Annotated in this window: 12 protein-coding genes; 1 reads left to right on the top strand and 11 read right to left on the bottom strand. The window is 42.8% G+C overall.

Features of this window, described 5'->3' with window-relative positions; genetic code table 11:
- Positions 1–51: 51 nt before the first annotated feature.
- Entirely contained in the window at positions 52–666 is a 615-nt protein-coding gene (locus AC0NJP_RS17740) for a TetR/AcrR family transcriptional regulator (RefSeq protein ID WP_474700665.1), read from the bottom strand.
- Between the two features lie 232 nt (positions 667–898).
- On the opposite strand from AC0NJP_RS17740, the gene AC0NJP_RS17735 reads away from it, so the two are divergent.
- Complete coding sequence (locus AC0NJP_RS17735; RefSeq protein WP_474700664.1) at positions 899–1,405, top strand: hypothetical protein; 507 nt, start codon at positions 899–901, stop codon at positions 1,403–1,405.
- A 66-nt stretch (positions 1,406–1,471) separates the two neighbouring features.
- Here the strand turns inward: AC0NJP_RS17735 and AC0NJP_RS17730 are convergent, their stop codons facing one another.
- The 10 genes from AC0NJP_RS17730 to AC0NJP_RS17685 all read right to left on the bottom strand — a co-directional run bounded on the left by AC0NJP_RS17730 (position 1,472) and on the right by AC0NJP_RS17685 (position 13,852).
- A complete protein-coding gene (locus AC0NJP_RS17730) occupies positions 1,472–1,918 on the bottom strand; it encodes an ATP-binding protein (protein ID WP_474041045.1) in 447 nt (148 codons plus the stop codon).
- A 285-nt stretch (positions 1,919–2,203) separates the two neighbouring features.
- A complete protein-coding gene (locus AC0NJP_RS17725) occupies positions 2,204–3,763 on the bottom strand; it encodes a PAS domain-containing protein (protein WP_474700663.1) in 1,560 nt (519 codons plus the stop codon).
- A gap of 252 nt (positions 3,764–4,015) precedes the next feature.
- Complete coding sequence (locus tag AC0NJP_RS17720) at positions 4,016–7,087, bottom strand: EAL domain-containing protein (RefSeq protein ID WP_474700676.1); 3,072 nt, start codon at positions 7,085–7,087, stop codon at positions 4,016–4,018.
- A 195-nt stretch (positions 7,088–7,282) separates the two neighbouring features.
- Positions 7,283–8,134 carry a C45 family autoproteolytic acyltransferase/hydolase gene (locus AC0NJP_RS17715; protein WP_474700662.1) on the bottom strand — a complete coding sequence of 284 codons (852 nt, stop codon included), beginning with the start codon at positions 8,132–8,134 and terminating at the stop codon, positions 7,283–7,285.
- A 132-nt stretch (positions 8,135–8,266) separates the two neighbouring features.
- The gene (locus AC0NJP_RS17710) at positions 8,267–9,478 is read right to left on the bottom strand and encodes a P-loop NTPase (protein WP_474700661.1); all 1,212 of its coding nucleotides are present in this window, start codon (positions 9,476–9,478) and stop codon (positions 8,267–8,269) included.
- Between the two features lie 10 nt (positions 9,479–9,488).
- Complete coding sequence (locus AC0NJP_RS17705; protein WP_474700660.1) at positions 9,489–9,860, bottom strand: DUF134 domain-containing protein; 372 nt, start codon at positions 9,858–9,860, stop codon at positions 9,489–9,491.
- A gap of 100 nt (positions 9,861–9,960) precedes the next feature.
- The gene (locus AC0NJP_RS17700) at positions 9,961–11,196 is read right to left on the bottom strand and encodes an MFS transporter (protein WP_474700659.1); all 1,236 of its coding nucleotides are present in this window, start codon (positions 11,194–11,196) and stop codon (positions 9,961–9,963) included.
- A gap of 79 nt (positions 11,197–11,275) precedes the next feature.
- The gene (locus tag AC0NJP_RS17695) at positions 11,276–12,250 is read right to left on the bottom strand and encodes an amidohydrolase family protein (RefSeq protein ID WP_474700658.1); all 975 of its coding nucleotides are present in this window, start codon (positions 12,248–12,250) and stop codon (positions 11,276–11,278) included.
- Between the two features lie 47 nt (positions 12,251–12,297).
- Positions 12,298–13,254: a 2-hydroxyacid dehydrogenase gene (locus AC0NJP_RS17690; protein ID WP_474700657.1), complete on the bottom strand. Its 957-nt coding sequence runs from the start codon at positions 13,252–13,254 to the stop codon at positions 12,298–12,300.
- Positions 13,255–13,294: 40 nt separating this feature from the next.
- A complete protein-coding gene (locus tag AC0NJP_RS17685; protein WP_474700656.1) occupies positions 13,295–13,852 on the bottom strand; it encodes an HD domain-containing protein in 558 nt (185 codons plus the stop codon).
- Positions 13,853–13,878 lie beyond the last annotated feature (26 nt).

The raw sequence follows: 13,878 nt of genomic DNA, 5'->3' as shown, positions 1-13,878 counted from the left end.
ACTCAAGTCATTTAATGGGTAAAGAAAAGCCTTTTGATTGTCTAGCGACTTTTACAAAAGGTGAATTGTACCAGGTTTGGCTCCCACAATCGTTTCAATCAGTTTCTCTGACAGGGAAAACTGCGCTGCCCGTTGCTCCTCTGAGTAGTTTTCGTAAAGACTTTCCATTAAAGAATCTAAAATACCATACAGCAAGTTCGTCGCTGCCGACAAATGAGGAATGGAAAAGCAGCCTTGCTCCTGCCCTTCCTGTAAAATCTTCCGAAAAATCGGATCCATCAGCATCTTGCCTTCTCTTGATAACTTGTCCATAAAATGAATCGTTTTTTCATTATATAAGTACGCAAACAACAGACCATCAGGTAATTGGATTCCCTGAAACAGCGTTTTCATCGTAATGGCCAGTTTATCAGCCGGATTCATCGCTTGTTGCGTAACGACTTGACTGACTTCCCCTAATAAAATAGCAATATGCCGATTCAAAAGAGCCTCTAAAATTTCCTCTTTAGACTTAAAATAATAATAAATTGTCCCATGAGCTACGCCCATTTTTTGCACAATATCGCCAATTGAAGTCTCGTGATAGCCTTTGCTATAAAAAAGCGGTTCAGCCGCCTCTAATATTTCATTAATACGTTTTTGTGGATCTTGCGGCGGTCGCGCCATACGTAACACCTCATTAATTGACTTGATTCAAATTATAAAATATTTCCTACGCCACGTCAATATTAAAGTATTTTTAAATTTAACTTTAATCTTTTTATAAGAAATTTCGTTTATTCTTAGAGTAAGTACCATAATTTTATATAATATGACACTCCAAACTGATAGAAACATATTTTACAAATATATTATTACAAACAAATTTATGGTTTTTCATTATGAAGGAGGGTTATCAATGGTTAGCAATGTATCCCTAGAAGCAACTACATCTGCCGCAGTACAACCCGTGCAAAATTCCGTTACAACAGAAGCGACCAAGAAGACAGAACAAACAACGTCAACTCCGGAAATTTCGCCAGCTTATTCTGTAGAAATTAGTCAGGCAGGAGCTCAACTTAGCGCTGACAGCTCGAACGTCGTGCAAACAACTGCAATAAGTCAAAGCAATTCTGATACCAAAGTAGCCTCGTCTAATGCGACGGAAGCCAAAGCAGCACCGCCAGCAAAACCCCCAACCCAAATGGCCAAAAGCAGTGATGATAGTAGTTCTACTACCGCAACAAGCAGTGATTTATCACAGTACAGTGAAGCGCAGTTAGAACAATTGCTCAGTCAGGGGAAAATTTCTGCTAGCGACTATAACACGGAAATCGCCAAACGACAACAAGAGCAAGCTTCTACTACTGCAAGTAATACAACAACTGACTTGATCAGTTCACTCACTACACCTGTCAATCAATAATTTTAGAAAAACCAATAAAGTTTTTCTTATAAAAGCTAAAGAGTTGCAACCGGAAAACGCCGGCTGCTAAAACTCTTTAGCTTTTTTACTACCATCATATAGGGCTTTCACTAGCATCACTTCATTGCCGCATTGATTATAAAAAATTTGATCAGACCAACTCATCATAATCAAAATACCACGGCCGTGCTCTGTTTCACTAACCAGACTAAGGCCAGTTCTCCCTAGGGAGTCGGCTAGGATTGCCACAGCCTGATTGCCAGCAAACCCCCTGCCGTTATCTTTGATCCGAAAAACTAACCGTTTTCCCAGTTTGTTCATCTTTATGGTCGCTGCCGTTCCATGCTGTAGCGCATTGCTCAGCGCTTCATTTAATATAATCTCAGTTCGTAAAATCTCCATATCATCAAGCCAATCACTTATTGTGAGCAGATCCTGTAAGATATCTTGCACTTGTCCCCGCGGCGTCTGCCGTGATATAAAAAAAACCTTAGGAAATACATTAGCAGCCACAATCGTTCCTCCCCTTTTACTCCTGTTGCAATCTTTCCAACAAAAAAAAGACAGCCGCGCGGCTGTCTAAGAACATCTTCGCTTCTAGTAACTTAGCAGTCATAGGCAAAGATCATGGCAAAAAACACAACAAATCACATTTTACGGGAAAATAAATACTAGGGATTTAAATAGGGTAAACATTTAGCAACTAAATATAGTGTACTCCTGTTAGAGATTTTCGACTATTGTTAATCAAAACAAAAATACCATCATAGAACTGTAGCAATGACACAATGTTCAAACTTATTCGATTTGTATCTTTTGAATTTTCCACATGCGCATATAGAGTAGTAATAGACAGCGGGTTTCAAAATGATCTAGCGATAAATCGAGTACTTTTTCAATCTGTTTTTTACGCCAAAGTACGGTATTGTAATGAATAAATAATTTATTCGCGACAACCTTTAAATTCTCATCCTCTAAGATACGTTCTAAGGTCATAACAAGTGTCCCATCATGACCGGCGTCATATTCGGACAACTGCTCTAACTTCGTTTTATACCCATTTGATAGGGGATCTCCTTTCAATAGTTGAACAGCAATTCCATAGATACCCAGTTCATCAAAGTGATAAATTTCTTCCCTTGCCAAAGAAGCTGCTACTAATAATGCACTATGGGCTTTATTATAAAGCACCTTCAAATTAAGGGGGGACTCCGATAGACCCGAGACCCCTACTAAAAATTGTGTACCAGGAAACTGCTCTTGTAAGGCTTCCGTTAATTTTCTAGCATATTCCATTTGTTCCTGTTTTTTAAAGCACTGTTCCGTTTTTTCGGGAACAAGACAAAGAAGATCCGTCCCAGAACGCCAGGCCCATCCAGTGACTTCTTCAAATAGCCACCCAACAATACGTTGCATCAGCCCAGCAGCTTCCTCTCTTCCGGAATAAGCAAGACGCAAAGCAAAGCAACAGTAGCGAACATAAGGATCGACCCCATAGTAAGTAAGTTGCTGCAACGTATATTCATGGGCGTAAGAGCCTTTTACTAAATCATTGAAAAAGTTGCTTCGCTTGCAAAGCTGGTCAGCAAGCAGCAAATCTTTCTCGGCTTGCTGAATCTGATCCACTCTAGCTTTTTGCTTTGTTACATCCTGCATTGTTCCATAAAGTCTGACAAGTTTTAATTCCCGGGAAAACTCAGGTATCCACCGAGAATGAATCCAGTGAATTGATTGATCTGGCCAAACAATCCGAAAATCGAGCTCAAAGGGCTTCTGTTCCTGCATCCGATAGAGACGCTTTGATACCATATCTACATCTTTTGCATAAATCCGCTCTTTTAAAAGAGCTAACTCAGGCGTTGTAGTTTCTGGCAACGACCAAATTTTATAAACTTGTTTCGATAAATAAAGTAATCTCTGCCCCGCGTCCCATTCACAGTAGCCTACCTTAGCTACCGCTTCAGCTAATAGCATTTTTTCCCGTATCAGTCTATTATCATGGGCCAAATTAAGCAAAGAAGCTTGTTCCTGCGTACATTGACGAGCCTGTTTAAATTCCGTAATGTCCTGAATCGATACCCAGAGACCATCTGCTTCAATCTCCACTTTCACTCTATGCCAACGCCCTAAAACCAACTCATCACTTTCCTGCTGAAAGGATCTTTTTTGCAGAATAGCCTTGCTGTATTGCTGATGAAAAAATGGCTTTTCAGAAATTGTTTCTAAAAAGCTTTTACCAACAAGCGCGCTTTTAGGATAACCGAACAATTGCGCAGCCGCTTCATTGAGATAGACAAAAACAAGTCGTTCATCGAGAAAAAAAAAGACATCCGTTATATGCTCCGAGGTTTTTGTCATCTACGCCTTGCTCCTTATTTACATAATTATCTTCATTGTATCTGGTTTCTCTTATTATAGCTATTAGACTAAACTATAAAAATGAGCTTCTACTATTGTGCTTCATTTACAATGGTGCCAGCTCAGCTTCGCTGTTTCGCTAAGAAATCCCTTTAGGAAATGTTTTCCCCACTACACAAAAACCGCCTTGGACACTCTTCTTTTCACAAGAAAAGCACTGCCCCAAGGCGGTCTATGTGTAGCATAGCTTAGTTACGATTCCTGATCTTGTTCTAACTGCTGCAAAATTTCCAGTTTAGGCAATGGGCGACTGAAAAAATAACCTTGAATTCGATCACAACCACAAGAGCGAAGATATTCGTACTGCCTTTCTGTCTCGACGCCTTCTGCCACAACTATGAGTTTCAGCGCGTGCGCCATAGCAATCACCGAATAAACCAAAGGTTCCTTTGCTAACCCGTCGGCAATCGAGTCAATAAAGGATTTATCCATTTTCAATTCGTTGACAGGCAACTTTCGTAGATACGTCAAGGAAGAAAAACCTGTGCCAAAATCATCAAGAGATATGCCAAATCCCTTGGCTTGAATCCGGCGCAGTTTTTCGCTGCTTTCTTCAATACAACCAAGCAAACCGCTTTCCGTAATTTCCAGCATAAGTTGCCGCGGCTCAATCTGCGCCGCTAACGCCGCTGCTTCTACAATCGCCTCAAAAGCATCATCGGCCAATTGCCGCGGCGATACATTAACCGAGATTTTATAATCGGGAAATCCTTGATCAGCTAGCAATTTGGCAAACCGACAAGCCTCCTCAAGCACCCATTTACCAATGAGCAAAATCTGCCCGCTTTGTTCCGCTACTGGAATAAATTGACTAGGCGGTACTTGACCAAGTTGACGATTATACCAACGTAATAGTGCTTCAAAACCAACTATTTTCCCAGTTTCGGCTTCAACCTGCGGCTGGTAATGAAGAAAAAGCTCCCCTTTGTCCACGGCACGGCGCAGTGCTGTTTTTAAAACCATATTTTCATAAGTAACGCTTTGCATTTTCGCCTCATAAAAAAACCAGCAATTCTTACCAGCCTTTTTAGCTGCATACATAGCATTATCGGCATTTTTCAAAATATCAGCAGCCTCCGTGCCATCTTCCGGGTAGAGAGCGATCCCAATACTGCTTGATAAATGGATTTGACTGTCACCTACCTCATAGTCAACAGCAAGAACGGCTAAAAGCTCTTTGGCCAAGGCGGCAGCCTGAAAGCGATCAGTTTGTCCAGCCTTGAGTAAGACGAATTCGTCGCCGCCAAGGCGCGCTACAAAAGCATCCTTTCTCGCTAAAGCAATCCGCTTTGCCGCCTCGCGAATCACATCATCGCCAAAAGCATGACCATACGTATCATTGACGGTTTTTAAGTCATCAATATCGATGAACATAACAAAACCGCCTTGCTTTTTCACGCTAAGTTCCTGCATCGCTTCCAGTAGCCGTAAGCCTAAGCTCGCTCGATTAGGCAGTCCAGTAAGCACATCCTGATAAGCCATTCGTTCCATTTCCAAGCGAGTCCGTGCATTCTCTAACGCAACAGAAGCCAGGTCAGCAAAATTCTGCAAAGCGGCCAATTCCGCTTGCGTCACCATGTAAGGTTGATCAAGCCAAGCAATCTCGAAGAGACCAACAACTCGTTCTTGACACTTTAAAGGTAGCGAAACAATGCTCGTAATCCGATCAAATTTAGCCTTAGAAATTCGTTGGGGGAACACACTATAGTCTTCCACATAAAACATTCGACCTGTCGAATAGACAACTCCAGAAACGCCTTTAGTGAGATTGATTGTAGCATTTTTTTCATAAATCGTGCCTTTACTGTAAGCCACTCTTATCGTGTTAGTACTCTCGTCAATTTTAGCAATCATGCCATTTCCCGCGCGCATCATCAGCAGCGCATCATCTAAAATCGTACATAAAAGCTTTTCCTGGTCATCAGGTTTTTGAATGAGGAGGCTAGTGATGGCCTGATATTCCTTCTCGCGAAATAGTAAAGCCGCTTCGGCCTGTTGCCGCTGTGCGATCTCAGTTAATAGGCTTTGATTCATATCATTGAGCGATTCATTCGTAGCAATCACTTCCTCATTCATTGCCACAATTTCCATATTTGCCGCCGATAACTCATTTTCTACTTTTACTCTCTCACTAATTTCTTCTTCTAGGCTGGCATTAATTTCTTGAAGCTGCTGATTTGACTCCGATACTTTCCACTGCTCTTGTGCTAAATTTTTATTAGCTGTTACTAAATTGAGATTTGCTTCATGGAGTGCTCTTGTTCGGCGTTGAATCACGAAAATCAAGCCGATCATGATGAATAAAGCGGTTAGCGTCGTTGTCAAAAAGAATTTTTTTACAGGAGCCATAGCTATGTCTTTGTTCTGAACGGTAACAGCAACCCATGGCGCTGACATTCCTGGTAATTGAATCGGCTGATAATAGCATAAAAAGGACATTCCTGTATCAGTACTATATTCCGCTTGTCCCGTTTCCCCCTGAAGGGCCTTTACTGTAATTCCCTGCAGCTTTGCCGGAATGTTGACAGGCAATTCTTCTAATTTCTGATTACCTTGTTCGATAATTACGTTTCCGCTCTTATCCTTCACCGCAAGCGTCTTAGTAGCATTCTTATAATTGTACATCGCATCAATCTGGGCTCGTTCCGGATGGGCCACCACAGTGCCCTCGCTATCTAAAACAAAAAAGTACCGTCCTGGAATATTAAACGATTCGACAAACTGCTCTAGCATTTCCAACTTCAAATCCGCCGCAAAAATCCCTACATACTGTTGCCCTTGATAGACAGGGAAATAGATCGATGTTACCGGATAGTTTGCTTTTGTTTCCGTCCCTAATGTTAAAAAAGCTTTACTGACAAAAGGATGATTATCCTTAATCATTTTCTGAAACCACCATCGCGTAGCGCGATTTTGATTTTCCCCTTTGGCGCGGCCAGTCTGCCAACCATCCGCTGTTTTTTGGATAAAAAAATTATCAATAAAGGGATATCGAGTCAATGCATCCGCTAGAAAAAGCTTTTGCCTTGCGGGATCCATCGTAGTGACTTCACTATTTAGCGCCATTTCCTGAGAAATATTATAGGCATTGGCCACAAAACCTGCTACCTGCGCAGCTACATCACTTGTGTGCTCACGATTTTCCCGATGGATCTGCTCACTAAAAACAGTATAGAAGAAAAAATAGACAAAAATGCAGAGACAAAAAAACGCAAAAACAACAGCTATCGAAAGATGGGGTAGCCGCTTCAGATTATATTTCATTGACGACAAAAAAATCTCCCCCTCTCTCCCGTGTAAGTCTTACGGCGATCGCGCTCTATGTGACAAAAGGATTCTACTCTCATCATAAACCGATAAAGTAGAATCCCCCTTTACGTACGAATTATTTCCTTAAATAGAGATTAGACGAAAAGCAAAAAAACTCCTCTATTTTCCGACATAATCTGCCGCTAGTCGCTAGTCAAGGCGAGCCTTTCCATTAAAAACGTCAGCGGCATTAAATTGAACAACTCTTGGCACTTCATCAGGATTTAATATCCGAACGTAGACTTCCGGCGAACCTTCTGGTGGAAGTTTGACCGCCCATACGGCCATCGTTCTCGTTTTAGCAGGCGTACTGCCTACGCGGAAAATGCTATTATCAGGCCCCGCGCTTTGGTCAGCGCTAAAAGAGAGAAAATCGGCAAAAGCATAAGGTTTTGCTGCAGTACTTAGTAACTGGCCAATTCGATCATAGCGAGCTTGACTGCTCTCGCCAATCGTACGATTCAAATTCACCATCTCGTCATAGACATAGTGATTCGTATGATAAATCGCCCCATTTTGTTTTACTTCAATCTGGTATTTTCCCTCTGGCCCAATCTCAACCGCAGCTACTTTATGCTGATCAGCGAGCATCAATATTTCCGGTCCCAGAAACAAGTCCGTTCTAGCCAAAGCCTCATCGACAGTACTGCACTCATTTAGCAGCTTTACAAGCAATCCGCTGGTATGGGGCATCGCTCTTCTTTCCACCGCAGGAATACTCCCCGCCGTAGCACTGACGATGACCAGGCCCTGTTCATTGATCCCCGCCTTAAAGCCAGGATATTTCCCTTCGGCATAAAGACCTAGATAGCGGTAACCGGTTTTAGGAACCGCTAATTTTATAATCTCATGCTGGTTAGGAATCCAATCACGATTTTTAACGAGCATAGTGCCGCCGCCTGCAACAAGATTGCCGTTTGCTGACCATAAAGTACAAGCCTGCACTGGTAATGAACTAAGACATATAACGGCAACGAGCAAACCACTTAGCCAACCGCGCATTTTCTCATCTCCTTTAGCTGCTTCATAGCATTATCATAACCGATTCTTTCTAGGCCTGCCAAACAAAAAAAGAACGACTTTCGCCGTTCTTTTTTATCCTACTAATAACTATACGAATAAGCAGTACTAACCTTAGGAATGACTGTGATGATGACCATGCTCATGATGACCGTCACACTGGCAGACGCTTTCGGTAGATTGTAGCTCTCCCAGAAGATATTTCTTCACAGCATCCCGGGCATCGCCTGTTGCACCTGTCAGATACTCAATGCCTTTTTCTGTTAAAAGATCCATGGCGCCTTGGCCCATGCCACCGGATATAACGACTTTCACAGCTAAGCTTTCCAGATAATCTGCAACAGATTCATGACCATGGCCTTCATTCATAACCGTTTCTACCGCAAGAATGGCCTCGCCTTCCGTGTCAAAAACCATGAAATTCTTACAATGGCCAAAATGGCCCGAAACACTTTCCCCTTCACAAGCAACAGCAATTTTCTTCATTGATTTCGCCTCCATTTTTTCTAATTTGGCAATAGCTTGATCCAGCCAATTCCCGTTAAATTGCTCGATTGCGCCTTGATCGCATAGCTGCGCCACGGCCGGATCAATCGGCAATTTCCCGAGTACTTCCAGACCATACTGCGCGGCTGTTTCATCAACATGGCTTTCACCAAAAATCTTGTATTCCTTTTGATTATCGGGGCATTTAAAATAGGACATATTTTCAACTAGCCCTAAAATCGGAATATGCATCATCTCCGCCATCTTCACTGCTTTCGCCACAATCATTGACACAAGTTCTTGTGGTGATGTAACAACGATGATGCCGTCAACAGGCAGCGACTGAAAGACCGTCAACGGAACATCGCCTGTGCCTGGCGGCATATCGACAAAGAGAAAGTCCATATTCCCCCAGATCACATCCGTCCAGAACTGTGTTACCATATTGCCAATCATCGGGCCGCGCCAAATCACAGGGTCTGTATCGTTTTCTAATAGAAAATTTGCTGACATCATTTTAATGCCTTGGCTGCTTTTAAGCGGAAAAATCCCCATCTCGCTACCCATGGCTTTTTCCTGAATCCCAAAAACCTTCGGAATGGAAGGCCCGGTAATATCAGCATCTAAAATAGCTGTATGATAACCGCGCTGCTTCAGGCGCACCGCTAAGAGCGAAGTGACCAATGATTTACCGACGCCACCTTTGCCGCTTACAATCCCAATCACTTTCTTTACATGATTTAACTCATGAGTTTTTGCTAGCAAACTTTGTTGCTCGCCATCTCGTTCAGCGCAAGCTTCACCGCAGCTACTACAACTTTGACTACAATTTTCACTCATATTATTCGCCTCATTCTTTGTCGTTTTCTATTGGCAAATCGGCTGTGCTATTGCGGTGACAACGACCGCTGCAGCAATGGCTTTGCCCATTGCAGAGTTGATATTCGCCGCCATCAATCATAAGAATTTTCCCATTTACCAGCGATTCGGCAATTTTTCTTCTGGCCTCATTATACATACTCTGCACCGTCGTACGAGCAATATTCATCCGGCCGGCACATTCCTGCTGCGTTAAGTTTTCAAGATCAATGAGCCGAATTGTTTCATACTCATCGACAGTCATAGCAATCGTATGACCGCAGCAAGACGGCTGATCCAACGGCCCGAATTTGCTGTTTTTCGGTAAGCAGCATACATTTCGCCACTTTCTAGGTCTAGCCATTTTCGTTCCCCTTTAATTATTGACATATGTCAATTACACCTATTATTATAGCCCGTTATCGGCATATGTCAATAACGAGCTATACGGAAGCACTCTGTATTTACGAATGAGTTACATCGGTTGTTCCGGTTAATTCAATTGGTTTAATTTCAGGCACAATAAACCAAATAGCTGCTGCCGAACAAAGAACACCTACACCGCCAACAAGCAATGCAATTTGGAAACTCCCAGTAAAGGTATAAATAAACCCGGTAATAGTTGGCGCTAACAGTCCGGCTATAGAGCTTACCGTATTAATGGCCCCCGATACAGTCCCTCCCATATTTTTAGGCGCCACTTCCGCCAAAATGGTCCACATAATTCCAGCTGAAGCTGATTCGGCCGCAATATTAATGGTTAAAAGCACGACTGCCAGTATGGGGCTTTCGATAAACCCGACAGCAAGAACCGCCGCTGAAATAAATTGAAACAAAACCAAACAGCGCTTTCTGGATTGTGTCACAGTCCAACCGCGTTGAATCAGTTTATCCGATAAGTAGCCCATCGCTGGTTGCGCAATAAAACCAGCAATCCAAGGAATCGATGCGTAAAACCCCATCTTTATAATAGAAAAGCCTCGTTCCATCACTAAATAAGCAGGCACCCAGGTGACAAACAGAATAAATAAATAATCGAGAAAGAATTTCGCAATCATTAAGCCAACAACACAACGATTCTGGAAAAGCTGCCGCCAAGGAATTTTAACTTTTGCCTTACCTTGTTCAGTCTGACTTGGATCTGTAGTTGGTTTATAGCCGTAATACCATGCAATACACCATAACAAGCTGCCAATTCCAGTTACGATAAAAGCAACACGCCAATTCCATAAGCTCATTAAGGTCCCCATCAAAATAGGCACGATGGCCATTCCCAGCTTTGTTCCCGAAAGATAGGTTCCGGTTACTGTCGCACGCTGCTGAATCGGAAAGTTTTCTGATACGACTTTGGCACTGACTATATTTCCTGCCGCTTCGCCGACTCCTACGCCAAGCCTTGCCAAAATTAAGCCTATATGACTATGAACCATACCAGTCACTGCCGAAGCAAGCGACCAAATCACAGCGGAAAAACCAAGAACCCGCTTAGCGCCATAGCGATCAGCAAGATGTCCAATAGGAAACATCACTAGAATATAGCTCCAATAAAAAGCCGATAAGGCAATTCCCATAAGTCCGGCATTAATCCCCAAATCCTTTATGATCATCGGCGCCGCAATACTGAGACTTCCACGATCAATCGCGTTCACAATCATACCTGTTGTAAGTAATAAGACGAGTTTTTTGTTAGCAATATTCAAAATATTCACCCCGCACTTTTTATAAAAAAGAAGGCTTACGCTGCACCGAAAGCCTTCTTTTAGTTAATGAAAGAACATGCTACTTAAAACCATATAAGCGCTCAGGATTATTCACCAAAATACGGTTGCGTACTTTTTCATCAGGAACCCAATCCGCTAATAAATTAAATAAAGTTGCATCATTGGGCTTATTATCAAGTTTACTTGTTGGATGAGGCCAATCGCTCCCCCACACCAATCGATGCGGCGCTATGGCTACATACGCTTTGGCCACATCGCTTCGATCACTATAGGTGGGCGCTCCTACTTTGGATAAAATATAAGCGCCAGATAATTTAATCCAACAAATTCCTGCCTTTAGTAAGTTTTCTAATACGGCAAAAGCCGGGTGTTCTGTTGCTGGAATATGGCCAAGATGATCAAAGACAAGCGGGCATTTTATGTCCTGCCACACTTCACGGTTGGCAAAAATCTGATCGGCTTTCGCCACAACTTGAATATGCCAGCCCAAAGCTTGTACACGATCTGCTAACACTTTCACCATGGCAAAACTCGTCGCTTCGCCAGGCACCGAGAAATTAAACCGCAGGCCGCGCACGCCAGCCTCATGGAGCGCTTTTAGCTCGCCATCAGTTACCGACGTATTCACAACGGCAATGCCTCGCGTATTTTTTCCGCCGAATTCCTGCAGCGCATTGACTAAACAACGATTATCTACACCATAAGTGGACGGCTGTATCACAACATTCCGTGTTGTTCCTAACCGTTTCTGCAACAGTCGATAGTCGGCAACGGTCGCATCAGGCGAACGTAACGTAGACTTAGGATCAGCGGGAAATCGACTGTCATAAATATGATGATGACAATCACAAGCGTTATAAGGGACTTTAAACTTCGGTGTATCTGTACCGGACGAAAAGGGAACCTGCTCAGAGGACTGTTCCTGCGCCCAGACAGTACTAGATAATTTTGAAAAAGAAAGACCGTAAAGACCAGCCAGAGCAACTCCGGTTTGTTTAAGAAACTTTCGTCGTGATAAATTGTTGCTATCCATAGTCATCCCTCCCCTTATTGCGGCTTTATTATTACTGCATCGGCGAACTAGACTTTAACAACATCGGCTTCACTAAGCGGCTCGCCCTTACAAATCTTTACAATATTATCAACACACTTTTCCGCCATATTCCGGCTAATATCAATCGTGCTGCCACCCATATGAGGGCTGGCAATCACATTTTCCAGAGTAAACAACTTATTTTCAGGCGAGGGCGGCTCTACTTCAAAACAATCCAAGCCAGCCCCTAAAAGCCGTTTACTTGCCAGAGCGGCATAAAGATCTTCTTCCTTTACAATGGCGCCGCGAGCCGTATTAACCAGAATGGCCGTAGGTTTCATCATTGACAACGTCTCCTGACGAATCAAATGGCGTGTTGATTCAAGCAGTGGAACATGAAGGCTCACAATATCGGATGTCTTGAGTAATTCTTCCAGTTCCACATATTGCAGGCCTAGCTCATTTTCCTGCGCTTCACTGAGACGATATTGATCATAGTATTGAACGCGCGCGCCAAAAGCCTGTACTTTCACAGCTACTCGTTTACCAATATTGCCAATACCGACTAATCCCACAACCTTATTCGCGATCGTAAAAGATTCACTGGCAATGCCAGGTTGCTGCCAACCGCCCGCAACAACATTGTTATGCAATACAATGAGCTTGCGATATACAGCGAGCATCAACAAAACAGCCATTTCCGATACAGAATCAGCGTTCATTCCTGGTGTAATTGCCACTACAACCTCGTTTTTCTTAGCAGTTTTTACATCGACTTTGTCGTAGCCGACGCCCCAACGCTGAATCAGCTTTAAATGAGGCATACTTTGAATGACCGTTTCGTCCATAGACAAAATCCGCAAAATAACATAATTCGCATCAGCTACCGAAGCAAGTTCTTCCTGTTTAGTAATTTCCTTAACGATAAAATTTGTCGGCAGTTTTGCTTTAATCAAATCTTTTATCGCTTCATCATAAGTACCAGCTAAAACAACAGTTTCCATACAGATCGCCTCATTCTATTAATTTTATAAATGTCCTATTTTATAAATATCCTAAAAAAGAACGAATACTATCAAAGTTCATCTGATCTACCTGGGCTACAATTACCGCTTCAGGACTGCGATTCACACCGTTTCCTTCATGAGCATGATATGCAATAATATGAGCAATTTCATAAGAAATACCGTTGCGTAAGGCAATGGCCATCCCCGACAAGGGGTGACGCAAATATCTACCCTTTTCGGACTTTTCAAACTTCCCCTGACTTACTTCGGTCCATTCCAAGAGCTTGCCAATATCATGTAAAATCGCGCCAGATAACAGAACATCATAATTTAAAACAAAATCTCCCTGCCCCTGATAAGCCGCGTTGTATTCCTTGCAGATCGAATCACACATCCGCGTAACGGCCCGCATATGACTTAAATAAGACACTGGACAATTGGGAAAGGATTTTGCAAATGGCATCCGCTGCAAATCAGCTACTGCCCAGCCGCCTTCTTGCAGTGCATCTAAGTGTGTATTGATCACAGCTTCACGTAATCCCGCATCTTTAATCCAAAGAATTTCTGGAAACAAACGAAGCAATTCTTCTTTCATGATATCGCCATCCTACTTAGAAGATT

It is taken from the genome of Pelorhabdus sp. sgz311002 (genome assembly GCF_056134285.1).
This window is presented reverse-complemented; position numbering and strand designations above follow the sequence as displayed.

Excerpts from the sequence above, each read along its gene's own strand:
- AC0NJP_RS17740 (WP_474700665.1), bottom strand. The coding sequence starts at position 666 with ATGGCGCGACCGCCGCAAGATCCACAAAAACGTATTAATGAAATATTA.
- AC0NJP_RS17735 (WP_474700664.1), top strand. The coding sequence starts at position 899 with ATGGTTAGCAATGTATCCCTAGAAGCAACTACATCTGCCGCAGTACAA.
- AC0NJP_RS17725 (WP_474700663.1), bottom strand. The coding sequence starts at position 3,763 with ATGACAAAAACCTCGGAGCATATAACGGATGTCTTTTTTTTTCTCGAT.
- AC0NJP_RS17720 (WP_474700676.1), bottom strand. The coding sequence starts at position 7,087 with ATGAAATATAATCTGAAGCGGCTACCCCATCTTTCGATAGCTGTTGTT.
- AC0NJP_RS17715 (WP_474700662.1), bottom strand. The coding sequence starts at position 8,134 with ATGCGCGGTTGGCTAAGTGGTTTGCTCGTTGCCGTTATATGTCTTAGT.
- AC0NJP_RS17710 (WP_474700661.1), bottom strand. The coding sequence starts at position 9,478 with ATGAGTGAAAATTGTAGTCAAAGTTGTAGTAGCTGCGGTGAAGCTTGC.
- AC0NJP_RS17705 (WP_474700660.1), bottom strand. The coding sequence starts at position 9,860 with ATGGCTAGACCTAGAAAGTGGCGAAATGTATGCTGCTTACCGAAAAAC.
- AC0NJP_RS17695 (WP_474700658.1), bottom strand. The coding sequence starts at position 12,250 with ATGGATAGCAACAATTTATCACGACGAAAGTTTCTTAAACAAACCGGA.
- AC0NJP_RS17690 (WP_474700657.1), bottom strand. The coding sequence starts at position 13,254 with ATGGAAACTGTTGTTTTAGCTGGTACTTATGATGAAGCGATAAAAGAT.
- AC0NJP_RS17685 (WP_474700656.1), bottom strand. The coding sequence starts at position 13,852 with ATGAAAGAAGAATTGCTTCGTTTGTTTCCAGAAATTCTTTGGATTAAA.